Below are 18,176 nucleotides of genomic sequence, written 5' to 3' on the forward strand. Positions count from 1 at the left end.
GATGAATCCGAAAAGCCTGATCTCCGGCGCGTCCGACAGTGGGGCCTTCACCGACCTCAATCGGTTGAGTTCGCTCAAAGCTGGCGATCGCGACAGCGAGGGCAACATCCGCAAGGTGGCCCAGGAATTCGAGTCGTTGTTCGTCAGCGAGATGCTCAAGGCGTCGCGCAAGGCCACCGATGTGATGGCCGACGAAGACGGCCCGATGAACAGCGACACGGTCAAGCAGTACCGTGACATGTATGACCAGCAACTGGCGGTGAGCATGTCCCGCCAGGGTGGCGGCATTGGCCTGCAGGATGTGCTGGTGCGTCAGCTGAGCAAGCAGAAGCACAGCGTGAACTCCAGCCCATTCCCGCGCACCGACGGTGCCGCTCCGGTGCTCTGGGGCAGTCGCGTGGCCGCGCCGGTGCACGGCGAGCAGCCCGCTGCCGGGCGCAACGACGTCGCTGCCCTCAATTCGCGGCGCCTGGCCTTGCCGGGCAAGCTGACCGACCGATTGCTGGCTGGGATCGTACCGTCCGCCGCCAGTGCCGGCGCCGCGGGCAACGACACAGCCCTGCCCAGTCGCACTGGCCCCACGCTCGCCGGCGTCGCCCGGGGCGACTGGCAGCCGGCGCAGACGTTCGCCGCGCCGCGCGAGGGTGTGCGCATTCTGGGCCGGGCCGTGGCCCAGCCGCCGCTGGCGCCGAGCAAGGCGTTCAGCGACAGCGATGCTTTCGTCGCCACCATGCTGCCGATGGCCGAGCAGGCGGCCAAGCGCATCGGTATCGACCCGCGCTACCTGGTGGCCCAGGCTGCGCTGGAAACTGGTTGGGGCAAGTCGGTCATGCGCAATCCCGACGGCAGTAGCAGCCACAACCTGTTCGGCATCAAGGCCACCGGTAACTGGCAGGGTGGCGAGGCACGGGCGATCACCAGCGAGTTCCGTGGTGGGCAGTTCGTCAAGGAGACGGCGGCGTTCCGTTCCTACGACTCCTACCAGGACAGCTTCCACGATCTGGTCAGCCTGTTGCAGAACAACAACCGCTATAAAGATGCCGTCGGCGCCGCCGATAACCCGGAACAGTTTGCAAGAGAGCTGCAGAAGGCTGGCTACGCGACCGATCCGGACTACGCCCGCAAGATCATCAGCATTGCCCGGCAGCTGCGGCCAACCCAGGAATACGCCATGGCCGGCACTAACACGAATCTATAAGGATTGAAGCATGTCTCTGATCTCGATCGGGCTTTCCGGCCTGAATGCCAGCCAGACCGCGCTGTCCATCACCGGTAACAACATCGCCAACGCGGCCGTCTCGGGTTACTCGCGTCAGCAGACCATCCAGACCACGGGGCCGTCGCACAATATCGGCACGGGCTTCGTCGGCACTGGTACCACGTTGTCGGATGTGCGTCGTATCTACAACGCCTACCTGGACAACCAGCTGCAGACCTCCACCTCGTTGAATACCGATGCGGCGGCGTTCCAGGATCAGATCACCGGCATTGACAAGCTGCTGGCCGAAAGCGACACCGGTATCAGCTCGGTGCTGACCGCGTTCTTCTCGGCCCTGCAGACCGCTTCGGCCAAACCCAGCGACGTCGCCTCGCGCCAGTTGCTGCTGACCCAGGCGCAGACCCTGAGCAACCGTTTCAATGCCATCTCCAGCCAGATGAGCAAGCAGAACGACAGCATCAACAGCCAGCTGGACACCCTGTCGGGCCAGGTCAACAAGCTGACCTCGAGCATCGCTGATCTCAACAAGCAGATCACCCAGCTGTCGGCCTCCGGCGCCTCGCCGAACAACCTGCTCGACGCCCGCAGCGAAGCGGTCCGCCAGCTCAACGAGCTGGTCGGCGTCACCGTGCAGGAGCGTGACGGCAACTACGACGTGTACCTGGGCAACGGCCAGTCGCTGGTCACCGGCAACCGCGCCAATACCCTGAGCGCCGTGCCGAGCGCCGCGGACCAGAGCCAGTACAGCCTGCAGATCAACTACCCGACCTTCTCCTCGGATGTCACCTCGGTGGTCACCGGCGGGCAGATCGGCGGCTTGCTGCGCTACCGCAGCGATGTGCTCACCCCGTCGATGAACGAGCTGGGGCGTGTCGCCCTGGTGGTGGCCGACAGCATCAACAGCCAGCTGGGGCAGGGCCTGGATGCCAACGCGCAGTTCGGCAGCGCGCTGTTCTCCAGCATCAACAGCGCCCTGGCGATCAGCCAGCGCAGCTTGGCCTCCGCGAACAACAGCGCAGGCTCCGGCAACCTGGATGTGACCATCGCCAACAGCGGCGCGCTCACCACCTACGACTACGAGGTCAAGTTCACCGGCCCGAACCAGTACAGCGTGCGCCGTTCCGACGGCACCGACATGGGCAACTTCGACCTGACCACCACGCCGCCGCCGGTGATCGACGGCTTCACCTTGAAACTGAACGGTGGCGGCCTGGCCGCTGGCGACACCTTCAACGTGAGCCCGACCCGTTCGGCGGCAGGCTCCATCAATACCGTGCTCACCGATGCCAACAAGCTCGCCTTCGCCGGGCCGATCAATGGCGTTGTGGGTAGTGGCAATACCGGCTCCGGCACCATCACCCAGCCAAACCTGGGAGCCAAGCTGGATATCTATGGTGGCGCCGACACTGCGCTGATCCAGGATTCGATCAAGCATTCCATGCCGGTACGCATGGTGTTCCAGGCCGCCAGCGGAGGTACGCAGGGCTACACCCTGTACGACTCCAAGGGTAACTCCATCGGCACAGGCACCATCGTGCCTGGTCAGGACAACAAGCTGACCATCAATGTGCCGATGCGCGATGCCAGCGGTGCGCCGATCCTCGATGGTAGCGGCAACCCGCGGACCTTCAGCGTCGAGACCACCGTCGGCGGCAGCCCGGCGACCAACGACAGCTTTACCTTTGGCTTCAATGCCGACGGCAAGTCCGACAACCGCAACGCCCAGGCGCTGCTGGGATTGCAGACCAAATCCACCGTCGGCGTGACCTCCGGCGGCGGCTCCAGCTTCACCTCGGCCTACGCCTCGCTGGTCGAGCGGGTCGGAGCCAAGGCCAACCAGGCCAAAATCGATACCGTTGCGACCAAGGCCGTGCTCGATGCGGCCAAGGAAAGCCGCAACGGGGTTTCCGGTGTCAACCTGGACGATGAGGCAGCCAACCTGATCAAGTTCCAGCACTACTACACCGCGTCGTCGCAGATCATCAAGGCGGCGCAGGAAACCTTCAGCATCCTGATCAACGCATTGTAAGGAGTAGCCATCGTGCGTATTTCCACCGCTCAGTTCTATGAGTCGAGCGCCAGTAGCTACACCAAGAACTTCGCTGACCTGATGAAGAGCAAGACGCAGATCGACAGCGGCGTGCGCATCCAGACCGCTGCCGACGATCCGGTCGGCGCCGCGCGCCTGCTCCTGCTGCAACAGCAGCAAGCGCTGCTCAAGCAATACGACGGCAACATGACCACGGTGAACAATTCGCTGCTGCAGGAAGAGAGCGTGCTGAGCACCATCAACGATGCCATGCAGCGTGCCAGCGAGCTGGCCCTGCGTGCCGGTGGCGCTGGCGTGACCGATGCTGATCGCGTCTCCATCAGCAGCGAGCTCAAGGAGATCGAGGCTAACATCTTCGGCCTGCTCAATTCGCGCGATGCCAACGGCGACTACATGTTCGGTGGCACCAAGACCTCGTCGCCACCCTATGTGCGCAATGCCGATGGTACCTACAGCTACCAGGGCGACCAGACCCAACTGAGCCTGCAGGTGTCCGACACCCTGAGCCTGGCGACCAACGACACCGGCTTCAGTATCTTCGATTCGGCCAAGAACAAAAGCCGTACCCAGTCCACCCTGTTGACGCCGCCGGTCAATGACGGCAAGGTCGCGCTCTCGCCGGGCCTGCTGACCTCGAACAACACCTACAACAGCAGCTTCACCGCCGGCCAGCCGTACAAGATCACCTTCACCAGCGCCACCCAGTACACGGTGACCGATGCTCTGGGTAACGACATCACTGCCGAGACGCCCACCAATGGCACCTTCGACAGTAAGGCCGAGGGTGGCAATCGTATCGCGGTGCGCGGCGTCGAGTTCGAGGTCACCGCGTCGCTGAAGGAGGGTGATGATGCCAATGCCGTCTTCGCCGGCCGTGAGTTCAGCGTGCAGGCCCGCCCCGATACGCTCACGACCGTGCGTGGTGCCGGCAACCCGTCCAGTGCGCAGGTCACCAGCGGCGCCGTGACCGACCCGGCCGCCTACAGCAGTACCTTCCCGAGCGATGGGGCGGTGATCAAGTTCACCGGTGCCAACACTTACGAGTTCTATGCCCAGCCTTTGACTGCGGACAGCAAACCCGTTGCCAGCGGTACCTTCACCGCGCCGTCGCTGACGGTGGCGGGGGTGACCTACCAGGTATCCGGTACGCCGCAGACGGGTGACCAGTTCGCGGTCAATGCCAACAACCACCAGAACCAGAGCGTGCTGGAGACCATCAGCCAGCTGCGTGCGGCGTTGGATGCGCCGCCAGGCACCTCGGGCGACAATACCGCCATCAAGAACGCCGTAGCCTCGGCTGTGGCCAACCTGGCCAGTGCCCGCGAGCAGGTGGATATCACCCGTGGTTCGATCGGTGCTCGTGGCAACTCGCTCGATATCCAGCGCCAGGAAAACACCAGCCTGAGCACGGCCAACAAGGTCACCCAGGATGCCATCGGCAACACCGACATGGCCGACGCCTCGATCATGCTGACCCTGCAGCAGGCCATGCTCGAAGCTTCCCAGCTGGCCTTCTCGCGTATTTCGCAACTGAGCCTGTTCAACAAGCTCTGATCGCGATCCGCCTCAGGAAAGCCCTGGCCAGCGCCATGCTGCCGGGGCTTTTTCGTGTCTGGCGCGCGGTGGTGGCAGGGGTTTGGCGATAATTGACTGTGACTAATGAGTCAAATCGTGCATCTTCCCTGTATTCTATGCGGCAGTTGCTGCAGCATTTTGTTACCGGTACGCAGAGGGCAGGCCTGATGTCGGCCTGTCCAGGGCGCATTGCCCTTGACGCCGGTAGTCGGCGCCCTCAATTCATCGAGTGGCGGTCTTTGGCTGTTTTCATTGGGAAGCCAGAATGATTGGCATCAAAAGCATCGCGAGTTACGTGCCCACCGCTGGCCTGGACAACTACGTCCAGGGTGCGAAGTTCGGCAAGGACGAAGAGTTCATGTTCGGCAAGATCGGCGCTTCCTTCCTGCCGCGCAAGGCTGAGGAGCAGGAAACGTCCGATCTGTGCGTGGAGGCGGCCCGGGCGTTGTTCGCCAACAACCCGGAGTTGGACCCGCAGTCGATCGATGTGCTGATCGTCGTCACCCAGAACGGTGACGAAGAAGGCCTGCCGCACACTGCGGCGATTGTCCAGAACAAGCTGGGCCTGTCGACCCGCGTGGCGGCCTTCGACGTGTCGCTGGGCTGCTCCGGCTATGTGTACGGTCTGTACGCCATCAAGGGCTTCATGCAGGCGGCAGGGCTCAAGAACGGCCTGCTGATCACCGCCGATCCGTATTCGAAGATCGTCGACCCGGAAGATCGCAACACCACCATGCTGTTCGGTGACGCCGCCACGGCCACCTGGATGGGCGAGAACGCCGTCTGGCAGTTGGGCGAGGCGCGTTTCGGCACCGATGGCTCGGGTGCCGAGCACCTCAAAGTCAGCGACGGCACCTTCTTCATGAACGGTCGCCAGGTGTTCAACTTCGCCCTGGTCAAGGTGCCGGCGCACCTGCATGAGCTGCTGGCGGCCAGTGGCCTGCAGTCCTCGGACATCGATGCGTTCTGCATCCACCAGGGCAGTGCGGCAATTGTCGATGCCGTGGCGCGACGCTTCGAGGAGCAGCATCCGGAGAAGTTCGTCAAGGACATGCTCGAGACTGGCAATACCGTGTCCTCCAGTGTGCCGCTGCTGCTGCAGAAGCACATGTTCGACAGTAGCTGGAAGCGCGTTGCCATCAGCGGCTTTGGCGTGGGCCTTTCGTGGGGTTCGGCGATTCTCTATCGCGGCTGATTCGCGAAGACCTCGAATAAAACGCCTGGCGTGCCCCGTCAGGCGTTTTTTTATGCGTGGAAGATCGCCCTGTAGGAGCGTGCTTGCCCCGTGATGGGCTGCAAAGCAGCCGCTGATCGGCAACCGCCAAATCAATAACCCCCTGATTTCATGGGGGTGGCGGGGTGATGGCATTTTTTTTTCGAAAATGCCCTCAAGCAACCCACGCAGACGACGATAACCATTACGAAGGTTCTCTAGGCCATACCCGGCGGATGCCAGGGCCGGAAGCCGCAGTACCCATCCAACGAGGATTTCGTCATGGCTTTAACTGTAAACACCAACATTGCTTCGGTTACTACTCAAGTTAACCTGAACAAGGCCAGCAGCGCCCAGACCACTTCGATGCAGCGCCTGTCTTCCGGCCTGCGCATCAACAGCGCCAAAGACGACGCTGCCGGCCTGCAGATCGCCAACCGTCTGACCAGCCAGATCAACGGCCTGGGCCAGGCAGTTAAGAACGCCAACGACGGTATCTCGATCGCCCAGACCGCCGAAGGCGCAATGCAGGCTTCGACCGACATCCTGCAGAAAATGCGTACCCTGGCCCTGTCCTCGGCCACTGGCTCCCTGAGCGCCGACGACCGTAAGTCGAACAACGACGAATACCAGGCTCTGACCGCCGAGCTGAACCGTATCTCGGAAACCACCACCTTCGGTGGCCAGAAGCTGCTGGACGGCTCCTACGGCACCAAGGCCATCCAGGTCGGCGCCAACGCCAACGAAACCATCAACCTGACCCTGGAAAACGTTGCTGCCAGCAACATCGGTTCCCAGCAGGTCAAGAGCACCGCGATCGCTCCAAGCGCAGGCGGCGTTGCCGCAGGTAGCCTGTCCGTTACCGGTAACGGCCAGACCGCCACTGTCGCCTACGCTGCTGGCGCTTCCGCCAAGCAAATCGCCAGCAACCTGAACGGTTCGATCGGTGGTCTGACTGCAACCGCCAGCACTGAAGTTAAGCTGGACGTTACCGCTGCCACTCCATCCAACTTCAAGCTGTCCGTCGGTTCGAGCGGTACTGTTGACTTCGTTGGTGTGACCGACCAGAAAGGCCTGGCTGACCAGCTGAAATCCAACGCCGCCAAACTGGGCATCAGCGTCAACTACGACGAAGCCAAACAAACCCTGAGCATCAAGTCGGACACCGGCGAGAACATCAACTTCTCGGCTGCTGACGCCAACGCCCAGACGAACATCTCGATCGCTGCCAAAGACGGCTCCGGCAACTTCGCTGCTGGTGCTGCTCTGGGTGGTGCTGCCATTGTGGTGACCGGCCAGATCTCCCTGGACTCGGCCAAGGGCTTCTCGCTGGGCGGCGCTACTGATCTGTTCGGTGCTGCGACCGTTACCTCCGCCAAGACCACCATCTCGCAAACCGACGTCACCGACGCCACCAAGGCTCAGAACGCCCTGGCCGTTATCGACAAGGCCATCGGTTCGATCGACAGCGTCCGTTCGGGCCTGGGTGCTACCCAGAACCGTCTGACCACCACCGTTGACAACCTGCAGAACATCCAGAAGAACTCCACCGCTGCCCGTTCGACCGTGCAGGACGTGGACTTCGCTTCGGAAACTGCAGAGCTGACCAAGCAGCAGACTCTGCAGCAGGCTTCGACCGCGATCCTGTCGCAGGCTAACCAGCTGCCATCCTCGGTCCTGAAACTGCTCCAGTAATTCAGGCGCCTGAGTAAGAGGTGGAAGGGCGCGTTTACGTGCCCTTTCGCTTTTTTGACATGAGGAGTTCGAAGCATGGACATGAGTGTCAAGCTGAACCAGGTGTATCCTCCGGTGCTGCCTCAGGCAGTGACGACTGCCAAGGACCCGCTGGTGCCTGCCAAGGTGCCGGAAGCCGCGGCCGTCGATGACAAGCCGCACACCCGCGAGGACCTGGAGAAGGCGGTTGGCGAGATCCGCGATTTCGTCCAGTCGAGCCAGCGCAAGCTGGATTTTTCAATCGATGATTCCACCGGCCGGGTCGTGGTCAAGGTGATCGCCACCGAATCCGGTGATGTGATCCGCCAGCTCCCGTCGGAAACGGCGCTGAAGCTGGCACAAAGCCTCAGCGAAGCTGGCAGCCTGCTGTTTGATGGCAAGGCTTAAGCTGGCATGATTTTTGTTGCTGTCGGTCATTTGATGTGTGTAGTCGTCAAGGACCCGGCAGCTACCGAACAAGGAGAGCAATGATGGCAGGTTCAACAGTCAGCGGTATCGGTTCGGGCATCGATACCCAGGCGATTGTGAAGTCCCTGGTGGACGCGCAGAAGGCGCCGAAACAGGCACAGATCAACACCCAGACACTGAAGGCAACCACCACGTTGTCCTCGATCGGCAAGATCCAGGCGGCCCTGGATGCCTTCCGTGGCGCGTTGACCAGCATGACCAACGACAACAGCTTCGGTGGTCTGGCGTTGAAGTCCTCGGATGAGAAGGTTGCGACCATCACCGCTGGTGCTGGAGCGGCCAATGGTTCCTTCAACCTGGTTGTGACCCAGCTGGCATCGGCTTCCAAGGTGTCCACCAAGGTGTACGCTGGCGGCGCGGATAGCGTGATCAACCCGGGGACCACCTCGACCAAACTGACCATTACCCAGAATGGCAAGGCCCACGACGTCAGCATCCCGCCGGGCGCTACGCTGCAGCAAGTGCGCGAGGCGATCAACAGCCAGTTCGGTACCGCAGGCTTGAGTGCCAACGTTCTAACTGACGCCTCGGGTTCGCGTCTGGTGATTACTTCCAACAAGATGGGTGTGGGTTCCGATATCACGTTGTCGGGCAACTCGGGGCTCGACATTGGGGCGACCGTTGTAGATGAACCCCAGAATGCCAAGTACACGCTTGATGGCATCTCCATGGAGTCCAAGAGCAACGATATCAGCGATGCGGTAAGCGGGTTGAATATCAAGCTGGTGGGTGTTTCCCCCCAGGACAAGGATACCAAGGAGTTCCTCAAGACCACGCTGTCTCTGACCACCAGCACCACCGCGCTGAAGTCGGGACTCAAAGGCTTCATCGACACCTACAATGCGCTGCTCAAGGTGGTCAACGCCGAGACCAGGGTGACAAAGAACGCCGACGGCACTGTGACGCCCGCAGCGCTCACCGGCGACGCGTCCATGCGTGCGCTGATGTCATCGATCCGCGAAGAAATGAACGCGCTTTCCGGCAACGGCACGATGAAGTCGCTCGCCGCCTTTGGCGTCACCTCGTCCCAGGATGGCGGCACGCTCACCCTGGACGAAAAGAAGTGGGACAAGGCCGCGGCCACCAACGCCGCCGACCTGACCAGCATTTTCAATGGCAAGAATGGCCTGCTGGCACGTCTGCAGACCGCGACCGAACCGTATGCCAAGGCAGCCACCGGCACCCTGGCCGAGCGCTCCAAGGTGTTGAGCGAGAGTCTGACCAAGCTCAAGGCCGAGCAGGACACCCTGGATACGCGTATGGAAGCCCTGCGCGTCAGCCTGCAGGACAAGTACAACAGCATGGATACCCTGGTCTCTCAGCTGCGCCAGCAGCAGAACAACGTGCTGGGCACGCTCAACGCACTGAACAATGCCAAGAACGACAAATAATCCGTGAAGGTCCCGTGAAGTCCGGGCATGATGTCCGGCTTCACCTCGGCGGCAGGTAAAGTTTTCCGCCGCCGGCCCGATACAAGGACTATGAAACCAGTCGTTTTTGCCCGCTACGAGGTCGCAAGATGAATCCCATGAGAGCCCTTCGGCAGTACCAGAAGGTCAATTCCCATGCCCAAATTTCCGAAGCAACGCCCCATCGCCTGGTGCAGATGCTGATGGAGGGTGGGCTCGATCGCATGGCCCAGGCCAAAGGTGCGCTGGCCCGCGGCGACATCGCCGAAAAAGGCCTGATGCTGGGCAAGGCCATCGACATCATCATCGGCCTGAACGACGGCCTGGATGCGCAGAAGAGCGCGGACCCTGCCTACATCGAGCAGCTGTCGAGCCTCTACGCCTACATGACCAATCGCCTGATGCAGGCCAATATCGACAACGACCCGGCGATCATCGACGAGGTCGCGCAATTGCTGATCACCGTCAAGAGCGGCTGGGACGCGATCGCCGAAGCGCAACAAGCCGGCTGAGCCGGACAGGGAGAGCAAGGTGAGCAGCGAACTGCAACGATTCGACGAGACCCGCGACGCACTGCTGAACGCTCTGAGTGCCAAGGACTGGGATGCCATCGGCAGGCTCGACGAGAGCTGCCGCACCTGCATCGACGACATGCTCGGCGCGCCAGCGCTGGATGAAGAGCTGGTCAAGGAGCGCTTGGAAGGGTTGTTGCAGGTCTATCGTGAACTGCTCGACGCGACCATCGGCGAGCGCCAGGCCATCGCCGATGAAATGACCCAGATCAATCAAGCAAAGAATGCGTCGAAGGTTTACCATTTGTTCAGTTAATATGCACCGGACTGAGCAAAAGGCGCCATAAATTTGACTGTGCAGGCCTTTTTGACTTTACTAGTGGCTGTTTTCGAAATTCAGACGTCCGAACACTGACCATTCAGTCGGAATGATGTCGTGCACGCCCTCCGGGCGCCGATATGACTAGGGAAGTTGCTATTGCATGTGGCGTGAAACCAAGATTCTCCTGATCGATGACGACAGCGAACGCCGCCGCGATCTGGCGGTGGTCCTGAATTTTCTCGGCGAAGATAACCTCTCCTGTTCCAGCGGCGACTGGCAGCAGGTGGTCGAGGGTTTGTCTTCCAGTCGCGAAGTCCTGTGCGTCCTGATCGGGACCGTGAATGCTCCGGCCAGTGTGCTGGGGCTCCTTAAGACAGTGGTCGGGTGGGATGAGTTCCTTCCGGTTCTGCTTTTGGGTGAAATTTCTTCCGCGGAGTTCCCCGAGGACCTGCGTCGGCGCGTGCTCTCCAATCTCGAGATGCCGCCGAGCTACAGCCAGTTGCTCGACTCCCTGCACCGTGCCCAGGTCTACCGCGAGATGTATGACCAGGCCCGTGAGCGTGGTCGTCAGCGCGAGCCCAACCTGTTCCGTAGCCTGGTGGGCACCAGCCGTGCCATCCAGCATGTGCGGCAGATGATGCAGCAGGTTGCCGACACCGATGCCAGCGTGCTGATTCTCGGCGAGTCCGGTACCGGCAAGGAGGTGGTGGCGCGCAACCTGCACTACCACTCCAAGCGCCGCGAGGCGCCGTTCGTGCCGGTCAACTGCGGGGCGATTCCGGCGGAATTGCTCGAGAGCGAACTGTTCGGCCACGAGAAGGGCGCTTTCACCGGGGCGATTACCAGCCGTGCCGGGCGGTTCGAACTGGCCAACGGCGGCACGCTGTTCCTCGACGAGATCGGCGACATGCCGCTGCCGATGCAGGTCAAGCTGCTGCGTGTCCTGCAGGAGCGCACCTTCGAGCGGGTCGGCAGCAACAAGACCCAGAGCATCGACGTGCGCATCATCGCCGCGACGCACAAGAACCTCGAGACCATGATCGAGGACGGGACCTTCCGCGAAGACCTGTATTACCGGCTGAACGTGTTCCCTATCGAGATGGCGCCATTGCGTGAGCGGGTGGAAGACATTCCGCTGCTGATGAACGAGCTGATCTCGCGTATGGAGCACGAGAAACGCGGTTCGATCCGCTTCAACTCCGCATCGATCATGTCGCTGTGCCGTCACGGCTGGCCGGGCAACGTCCGTGAGCTGGCCAACCTGGTGGAGCGCATGGCGATCATGCATCCGTACGGGGTGATCGGCGTGGCGGAACTGCCGAAGAAGTTCCGCTACGTGGATGACGAAGACGAGCAGTTGGTCGACAGCTTGCGTTCCGATCTCGAGGAGCGCGTGGCGATCAACGGGCATGCGCCGAACTTCGCCAGCCATGCCATGCTGCCGCCCGAAGGGTTGGATTTGAAGGACTATCTTGGCAGCCTGGAGCAGGGGCTGATCCAGCAGGCGCTGGACGATGCCAATGGCATCGTCGCCCGGGCCGCCGAGCGCCTGCGCATCCGCCGCACCACGCTGGTGGAGAAGATGCGCAAGTACGGCATGAGCCGCCAGGGTGGCGAGGAGCAGGCGGACGACTGATCCCGCCGGGTTTTGGCGCAATGGCCGGGTGCTTGACAACCCCGGTCATTGCGCTCGGTCAACAAGCCCACGGCTGATTGCCCCCATCTCCGGCACGGCTATTGCTACACCGCTGGCAACATACCGTTTTTATGACGGTCAGCCATGCGAGAGAGCACGATGCCCCAGGCCGCCCACCGTTCCCATTCCTCCGATCCGCGAGGACACACCCCGCTCGAGCAGGAAAGCCGGCAGGGTCTCGAGCAGGCGTTCGCCCTGTTCGACCAGGTTTCCAGCCAGCTCAGCCAGTCCTACAACATGCTTGAGACGCGCGTCAGCGAGCTCAAGGGCGAACTGGCAGTGGTCAGCGCCCAGCGCATGGCCGAACTGGACGAAAAGGAGCGCCTGGCCAACCGCCTGCAGAACCTGCTGGACCTGCTGCCGGGCGGGGTGATCGTGATCGATGGCGAGGGCTATGTGCGCGAGGCCAATCCGGCAGCTTGCGAGTTGCTGGGCGAGCCGCTGGTCGGTGTGCTCTGGCGGCATGTGATCGCCCGCAGTTTCGCGCCGCGTGAGGATGACGGCCACGAGGTCTCGCTGCGTGACGGACGCCGTCTGTCCATTGCCACGCGTTCCCTCGATGCCGAGCCCGGCCAGTTGGTGCTGCTCAATGACCTGACCGAAACCCGGCGCCTGCAGGACCAGTTGGCGCGCCACGAGCGCCTGTCGTCACTGGGGCGCATGGTCGCGTCCCTGGCCCACCAGATCCGTACGCCACTCTCGGCGGCGATGCTGTATGCCGGTCACCTGGCCGACCCGCAGCAGGCGCTGGCGGAGGAGACCCGTCAGCGTTTCGCCGGCAACCTCAAGGAACGCCTGCACGAGCTGGAGCATCAGGTGCGCGACATGCTGGTGTTCGCCCGCGGCGAGTTGCCCCTGAGCGACCGCATCAGCCCGAAAGCGCTGTTCCAGGCGTTGCAGCAGGCGGCCCATGCCCATGTCCAGGGGCATGCCGTGCGCTGGCAGTGCGACAGTCATCTTGGCGATTTGCTGTGCAACCGCGACACCCTGGTTGGCGCGCTGCTCAACCTGATCGAAAACGCCCTGCAGGCCAGTCATGAGCCGGCGCGAATCAAGGTCCATCTGTACCGTCGCGACGATAGCCTGCGCATCTGCGTGAGTGATGCCGGCAGCGGCATCGACGCGCAACTGCTGACGCGTCTTGGCGAACCGTTCCTGACCACCAAGGCTACCGGCACCGGCCTGGGGCTGGCAGTGGTTCAGGCCGTGGTGCGGGCGCACCGTGGCACGCTGGGCCTGCGCTCCAAGCCTGGGCGTGGCACCTGTGTCACCGTGGTGTTACCGCTGATCGACAGCCGGCTGGAGGCAGGTCAATGAGTGTCAAGGTTCTGCTGGTGGAGGACGATCGGGTCCTGCGCCAGGCGCTGGCCGATACCTTGGAAATCGGCGGCTTCTGCCTGCGCGCCGTCGGCAGCGCCGAAGACGCCTTGCTGGCGGTGACCGAGGATTCGTTCAGTCTGGTGATCAGCGACGTGAACATGCCGGGCATGGATGGTCACCAGCTGTTGGCGCAGCTGCGCCGCAACCACCCGCAACTCCCGGTGTTGCTGATGACCGCCCATGCGGCGGTTGAGCGGGCCGTTGAAGCCATGCGCCAAGGGGCTGTCGACTATCTGGTCAAGCCCTTCGAGCCCAAGGCGTTGATCAGCCTGGTGGCGCGGCATGCCGTCGGTGCCGGTGCGTCAGCGGGCGAGGAGGGGCCGGTGGCTTGCGAGCCTGCAAGTCGGCAATTGCTGGAATTGGCAGCCAGGGTCGCGCAAAGCGATTCGACGGTGTTGATTTCCGGTGAGTCGGGGACTGGCAAGGAGGTGCTGGCGCGCTATATCCATCAGCAGTCGCGGCGCGTGGACCAGCCGTTCGTGGCGATCAACTGCGCGGCGATCCCGGACAACATGCTTGAGGCGACACTGTTCGGTCACGAGAAGGGGGCGTTCACCGGCGCCATCGCCGCCCAGGCCGGCAAGTTCGAGCAGGCCGACGGCGGCACCCTGCTGCTCGACGAGATTTCCGAGATGCCGCTGGGCCTGCAGGCCAAGCTGCTGCGCGTGCTGCAGGAGCGTGAGGTCGAGCGCGTCGGTGGGCGCAAGCCCATCGCCCTGGATATCCGCATTCTCGCCACGACCAACCGCGACCTGGCGGGTGAAGTGGCGGCCGGGCGCTTCCGAGAAGACCTGTACTACCGTCTTTCGGTTTTCCCCATGGCTTGGCGGGCGCTGCGTGAGCGTCCAGCCGATATCGTGCCGTTGGCCGAGCGTTTGCTGGCGCGCCATGCGCAGAAAATGCGCCATGCCCAGGTGCGCTTGTCCGCCGAAGCGCGGGCGTGCCTGCAAGCCTACGCCTGGCCGGGCAATGTGCGTGAACTGGATAACGCCATACAGCGGGCGCTGATCCTCCAGCAGGGGGGCGTCATCGAGGCGGCGGATTTCTGTCTGGCTGGCGCCATTCCATTGTCGGTGCCGAAAATGGCCACTATTGAGCCATTATCTGTCGAGCCGGCTGCCGAGGTCGGGGGGCTGGGCGACGACATGCGTCGTCACGAGTTCCAGATGATCATCGACACCCTGCGCGCCGAGCGCGGGCGTCGCAAGGAGGCTGCCGAGCGTCTCGGGATCAGTCCACGCACCTTGCGCTACAAGCTGGCGCAGATGCGTGACGCTGGTCTGGATGTCGAGGCCAGCCTGTTTGGTTGATACGTCGTTTTGAATGTTTTTCGGGTTGGCTGGCACTCCTCTTGCTAGCACCAACCCATTCGCTGCATGAGTGTCAAAAAAAGTGCGGCAGCCGGAGAGAGAAGTCCATGACCCAAGGTGTTGAATTCAATCGTCTGATGTTGGACATGCGCGCCATGCAGGCCGAAGCCATGTCCCAGCCCAAGGTTGCCGCCGCGCCTGAGCTGGCGCCCGGCCAGAGCAGCTTCGCCGACATGCTCGGCCAGGCCATTGGCAAGGTGCATGAAACGCAACAGGCTTCCTCCCAGCTGGCTAACGCCTTCGAGATCGGCAAGAGCGGTGTCGACCTGACCGATGTGATGATCGCCTCGCAGAAGGCTTCGGTGTCGTTCCAGGCCCTGACCCAGGTACGCAATAAACTGGTACAGGCGTACCAGGACATCATGCAGATGCCGGTATAAGGGCGAGAGTGAGTCATGGCCGAAGCAGTCGTCGATAACGCCCCCGCCAAGAGTGGCCCGCCAGCAGCCAAGCCGCCGCTGTTCGGCATGGCATTTCTGGAAAACATCTCGCAGATGCCCATGCTGCGTCAGGTCGGCCTGCTGGTCGGGCTGGCCGCCAGCGTGGCCATCGGCTTCGCCGTGGTGCTCTGGTCGCAGCAGCCGGACTACCGGCCGCTGTACGGCAGCTTGGCGGGCATGGACACCAAGCAGGTGGTGGACGCGCTGGCTTCAGCCGATATTCCCTATAAGGTTGAGCCGAACTCCGGCGCCCTGCTGGTCAAGGCCGACGACCTCTCCCGTGCGCGCCTGAAACTGGCCGCCGCCGGTGTGGCGCCAAGCGACGGTAATGTCGGTTTCGAGCTGCTCGACAAGGAGCAGGGCCTGGGCACCAGCCAGTTCATGGAAGCCACCCGCTACCGCCGCGGCCTTGAAGGCGAGCTGGCGCGCACCGTGTCGAGCCTGAACAACGTCAAGGCCGCCCGCGTGCACCTGGCGATCCCGAAAAGCTCGGTGTTCGTGCGTGACGAGCGCAAGCCCAGCGCCTCGGTGCTGGTCGAGCTGTACCCGGGCCGCAGCCTGGAAGCCGGCCAGGTCATGGCCATCGTCAACCTCGTGGCCACCAGCGTTCCGGAGCTGGACAAGTCCCAGGTGACCGTGGTCGACCAGAAGGGCAATCTGCTTTCCGATCAGTTGCAGGACACCGCCCTGACCATGGCGGGCAAGCAGTTCGACTACAGCCGCCGCATGGAAGGCATGCTCACCCAGCGCGTGCACAATATCCTGCAGCCGGTGCTGGGCAACGACCGCTACAAGGCCGAAGTGTCGACCGACGTCGACTTCAGCGCCGTCGAGTCTACCTCCGAGCAGTTCAACCCTGACCAGCCTGCGCTGCGCAGCGAGCAGTCGGTCAACGAACAGCGTGCCAGCAGCCAGGGGCCGCAAGGTGTGCCGGGGGCCCTGAGCAACCAGCCGCCGGCCGGCGCCTCCGCGCCCGAAAACGCCAAGGCCGCCGCCACGCCGGCCGGTGCCATCCAGCCTGGCCAGCCGCTGGTGGACGCCAACGGCCAGCAGATCATGGATCCGGCCACCGGCCAGCCGATGCTCGCGCCGTACCCGAGCGACAAGCGTCAGCAGAGTACCAAGAACTTCGAGCTCGACCGCTCCATCAGCCACACCCGTCAGCAGCAAGGTCGCCTGACCCGTCTGTCGGTGGCCGTGGTGGTGGATGACCAGGTCAAGCTCGACGCCGCCACTGGCGAAGCCACCCGCACCCCGTGGGGCGCCGAGGACCTGGCGCGCTTCACCCGCCTGGTGCAGGACGCGGTGGGCTTCGATGCCAGCCGTGGCGACAGCGTCACCGTGATCAACGTGCCGTTCGCCGCCGACCGTGGCGACGAACTGGTCGACATTCCGTTCTACTCGCAGCCGTGGTTCTGGGACATCGTCAAGCAGGTGCTGGGCGTGCTGTTCATCCTGGTGCTGGTGTTCGGCGTGCTGCGTCCGGTGCTCAACAACATCACAGGTGGCGGCAAGCAGGCTGCCACGGACAGCGACATGGAGCTGGGCGGCATGATCGGTCTGGATGGCGAACTGGCCAACGACCGCGTCAGCCTGGGTGGCCCGACAAGTATTCTGTTGCCAAGCCCGAGCGAGGGTTACGAGGCACAGCTCAACGCAATCAAGGGCCTGGTGGCCGAAGACCCGGGCCGCGTGGCCCAGGTCGTGAAAGAGTGGATCAACGCCGATGAGTGACAATCGAGCCATTACCGCCAAGCTGAGCCGCGTCGACAAGGCGGCCATCCTCCTGCTCTCGCTCGGCGAGACCGATGCCGCGCAGGTCCTGCGCCACATGGGCCCCAAGGAAGTGCAGCGGGTCGGTGTGGCCATGGCGCAGATGGGCAACGTCCATCGCGAGCAGGTCGAGCAGGTGATGAGCGAGTTCGTCGAGATCGTCGGCGACCAGACCAGCCTGGGCGTCGGTTCCGACGGCTACATCCGCAAGATGCTCAACCAGGCCCTCGGCGAGGACAAGGCCAACGGCCTGATCGACCGTATCCTGCTCGGTGGCAACACCAGCGGCCTGGACAGCCTCAAGTGGATGGAGCCGCGCGCCGTGGCCGACGTCATCCGCTACGAGCACCCGCAGATCCAGGCCATCGTGGTCGCTTACCTCGACCCCGACCAGGCCGGTGAAGTGCTGAGCAACTTCGACCACAAGGTGCGCCTGGACATCGTCCTGCGCGTATCGTCGCTCAACACCGTGCAGCCAGCGGCGCTCAAGGAACTCAACCAGATCCTCGAGAAGCAGTTCTCCGGCAACTCCAATGCCGCGCGCACCACACTGGGCGGCATCAAGCGCGCCGCCGACATCATGAACTTCCTCGACAGCTCCGTGGAAGGCGCGCTCATGGACGCGATCCGCGAGATCGACAGCGACCTGTCGGAGCAGATCGAAGACCTGATGTTCGTCTTCAACAACTTGGCCGACGTCGACGACCGTGGCATCCAGGCGCTGCTGCGCGAGGTGTCCTCCGATGTGCTGGTGGTGTCGCTCAAGGGTGCCGACGAGCGGGTCAAGGACAAGATCTTCAAGAACATGTCCAAGCGTGCCTCGGAGCTGCTGCGCGACGACCTGGAGGCCAAGGGGCCGGTGCGGGTCAGCGACGTGGAGACGGCGCAGAAGGAAATCCTCACCATCGCCCGCCGTATGGCCGAAGCCGGCGAGATCGTGCTGGGCGGCAAGGGCGCCGAGGAAATGATCTGATCGGTGGGGCGCGCGCGTTCTACCGTAGGATCGACCTTGTGT

General features: G+C 62.9%; 15 protein-coding genes. All 15 read left to right on the forward strand.

Annotation, left to right across the window (positions count from 1 at the left end; genetic code table 11):
* Position 1 precedes the first annotated feature (1 nt).
* The 15 genes from flgJ (at position 2) to fliG (ending at position 18,134) form a co-directional block, all read left to right on the forward strand.
* On the forward strand, positions 2-1,198 hold the full coding sequence (gene flgJ / locus AC25ND_RS20855; RefSeq protein ID WP_062360685.1) for a flagellar assembly peptidoglycan hydrolase FlgJ: 1,197 nt from the start codon (positions 2-4) through the stop codon (positions 1,196-1,198).
* Positions 1,199-1,208: 10 nt separating this feature from the next.
* Positions 1,209-3,248 carry a flagellar hook-associated protein FlgK gene (gene flgK, locus AC25ND_RS20860; RefSeq protein ID WP_186597440.1) on the forward strand — a complete coding sequence of 680 codons (2,040 nt, stop codon included), beginning with the start codon at positions 1,209-1,211 and terminating at the stop codon, positions 3,246-3,248.
* A gap of 12 nt (positions 3,249-3,260) precedes the next feature.
* Positions 3,261-4,823, forward strand: a complete 1,563-nt coding sequence (locus tag AC25ND_RS20865; RefSeq protein ID WP_186597442.1) for a flagellar hook-associated protein 3 — start codon at positions 3,261-3,263, stop codon at positions 4,821-4,823.
* 286 nt (positions 4,824-5,109) lie between these two features.
* On the forward strand, positions 5,110-6,039 hold the full coding sequence (locus AC25ND_RS20870; protein ID WP_028692780.1) for a ketoacyl-ACP synthase III: 930 nt from the start codon (positions 5,110-5,112) through the stop codon (positions 6,037-6,039).
* 300 nt (positions 6,040-6,339) lie between these two features.
* Positions 6,340-7,752 (forward strand): flagellin N-terminal helical domain-containing protein, encoded by a 1,413-nt coding sequence (locus tag AC25ND_RS20875; RefSeq protein WP_062360689.1) that lies wholly within the window; start codon positions 6,340-6,342, stop codon positions 7,750-7,752.
* A 75-nt stretch (positions 7,753-7,827) separates the two neighbouring features.
* On the forward strand, positions 7,828-8,178 hold the full coding sequence (locus tag AC25ND_RS20880) for a flagellar protein FlaG (protein WP_062360692.1): 351 nt from the start codon (positions 7,828-7,830) through the stop codon (positions 8,176-8,178).
* An 83-nt stretch (positions 8,179-8,261) separates the two neighbouring features.
* A complete protein-coding gene (gene fliD, locus AC25ND_RS20885; protein ID WP_062360742.1) occupies positions 8,262-9,650 on the forward strand; it encodes a flagellar filament capping protein FliD in 1,389 nt (462 codons plus the stop codon).
* A gap of 128 nt (positions 9,651-9,778) precedes the next feature.
* Complete coding sequence (gene fliS, locus AC25ND_RS20890) at positions 9,779-10,180, forward strand: flagellar export chaperone FliS (RefSeq protein ID WP_028692784.1); 402 nt, start codon at positions 9,779-9,781, stop codon at positions 10,178-10,180.
* Positions 10,181-10,199: 19 nt separating this feature from the next.
* Positions 10,200-10,496, forward strand: a complete 297-nt coding sequence (locus AC25ND_RS20895) for a flagellar protein FliT (protein ID WP_028692785.1) — start codon at positions 10,200-10,202, stop codon at positions 10,494-10,496.
* A 166-nt stretch (positions 10,497-10,662) separates the two neighbouring features.
* Positions 10,663-12,138, forward strand: a complete 1,476-nt coding sequence (gene fleQ / locus AC25ND_RS20900; RefSeq protein WP_028692786.1) for a transcriptional regulator FleQ — start codon at positions 10,663-10,665, stop codon at positions 12,136-12,138.
* 159 nt (positions 12,139-12,297) lie between these two features.
* Positions 12,298-13,515 carry a sensor histidine kinase gene (locus tag AC25ND_RS20905; protein ID WP_062360694.1) on the forward strand — a complete coding sequence of 406 codons (1,218 nt, stop codon included), beginning with the start codon at positions 12,298-12,300 and terminating at the stop codon, positions 13,513-13,515.
* A complete protein-coding gene (locus AC25ND_RS20910; protein ID WP_062360696.1) occupies positions 13,512-14,888 on the forward strand; it encodes a sigma-54-dependent transcriptional regulator in 1,377 nt (458 codons plus the stop codon). Before AC25ND_RS20905 ends, AC25ND_RS20910 begins: the two co-directional genes overlap by 4 nt.
* 107 nt (positions 14,889-14,995) lie before the next feature.
* Positions 14,996-15,328 carry a flagellar hook-basal body complex protein FliE gene (gene fliE / locus AC25ND_RS20915; protein WP_028692789.1) on the forward strand — a complete coding sequence of 111 codons (333 nt, stop codon included), beginning with the start codon at positions 14,996-14,998 and terminating at the stop codon, positions 15,326-15,328.
* 15 nt (positions 15,329-15,343) lie between these two features.
* Positions 15,344-17,122 carry a flagellar basal-body MS-ring/collar protein FliF gene (gene fliF / locus AC25ND_RS20920; protein WP_028692790.1) on the forward strand — a complete coding sequence of 593 codons (1,779 nt, stop codon included), beginning with the start codon at positions 15,344-15,346 and terminating at the stop codon, positions 17,120-17,122.
* The gene (gene fliG, locus AC25ND_RS20925) at positions 17,115-18,134 is read left to right on the forward strand and encodes a flagellar motor switch protein FliG (protein WP_028692791.1); all 1,020 of its coding nucleotides are present in this window, start codon (positions 17,115-17,117) and stop codon (positions 18,132-18,134) included. The genes fliF and fliG overlap by 8 nt, the downstream gene beginning before the upstream one ends.
* The last annotated feature ends 42 nt before the right edge of the window (positions 18,135-18,176 follow it).

This window comes from Pseudomonas sp. P110(2024) (genome assembly GCF_057480795.1).

Bases quoted from the DNA above. Each gene is read 5' to 3' on its own strand.
- AC25ND_RS20910 (WP_062360696.1), top strand. From the start codon at position 13,512: ATGAGTGTCAAGGTTCTGCTGGTGGAGGACGATCGGGTCCTGCGCCAG.
- flgJ (WP_062360685.1), top strand. From the start codon at position 2: ATGAATCCGAAAAGCCTGATCTCCGGCGCGTCCGACAGTGGGGCCTTC.
- AC25ND_RS20875 (WP_062360689.1), top strand. From the start codon at position 6,340: ATGGCTTTAACTGTAAACACCAACATTGCTTCGGTTACTACTCAAGTT.
- fliS (WP_028692784.1), top strand. From the start codon at position 9,779: ATGAATCCCATGAGAGCCCTTCGGCAGTACCAGAAGGTCAATTCCCAT.
- fliE (WP_028692789.1), top strand. From the start codon at position 14,996: ATGACCCAAGGTGTTGAATTCAATCGTCTGATGTTGGACATGCGCGCC.
- AC25ND_RS20905 (WP_062360694.1), top strand. From the start codon at position 12,298: ATGCCCCAGGCCGCCCACCGTTCCCATTCCTCCGATCCGCGAGGACAC.
- flgK (WP_186597440.1), top strand. From the start codon at position 1,209: ATGTCTCTGATCTCGATCGGGCTTTCCGGCCTGAATGCCAGCCAGACC.
- fliF (WP_028692790.1), top strand. From the start codon at position 15,344: ATGGCCGAAGCAGTCGTCGATAACGCCCCCGCCAAGAGTGGCCCGCCA.
- fliD (WP_062360742.1), top strand. From the start codon at position 8,262: ATGGCAGGTTCAACAGTCAGCGGTATCGGTTCGGGCATCGATACCCAG.
- AC25ND_RS20880 (WP_062360692.1), top strand. From the start codon at position 7,828: ATGGACATGAGTGTCAAGCTGAACCAGGTGTATCCTCCGGTGCTGCCT.
- fliG (WP_028692791.1), top strand. From the start codon at position 17,115: ATGAGTGACAATCGAGCCATTACCGCCAAGCTGAGCCGCGTCGACAAG.
- AC25ND_RS20870 (WP_028692780.1), top strand. From the start codon at position 5,110: ATGATTGGCATCAAAAGCATCGCGAGTTACGTGCCCACCGCTGGCCTG.
- fleQ (WP_028692786.1), top strand. From the start codon at position 10,663: ATGTGGCGTGAAACCAAGATTCTCCTGATCGATGACGACAGCGAACGC.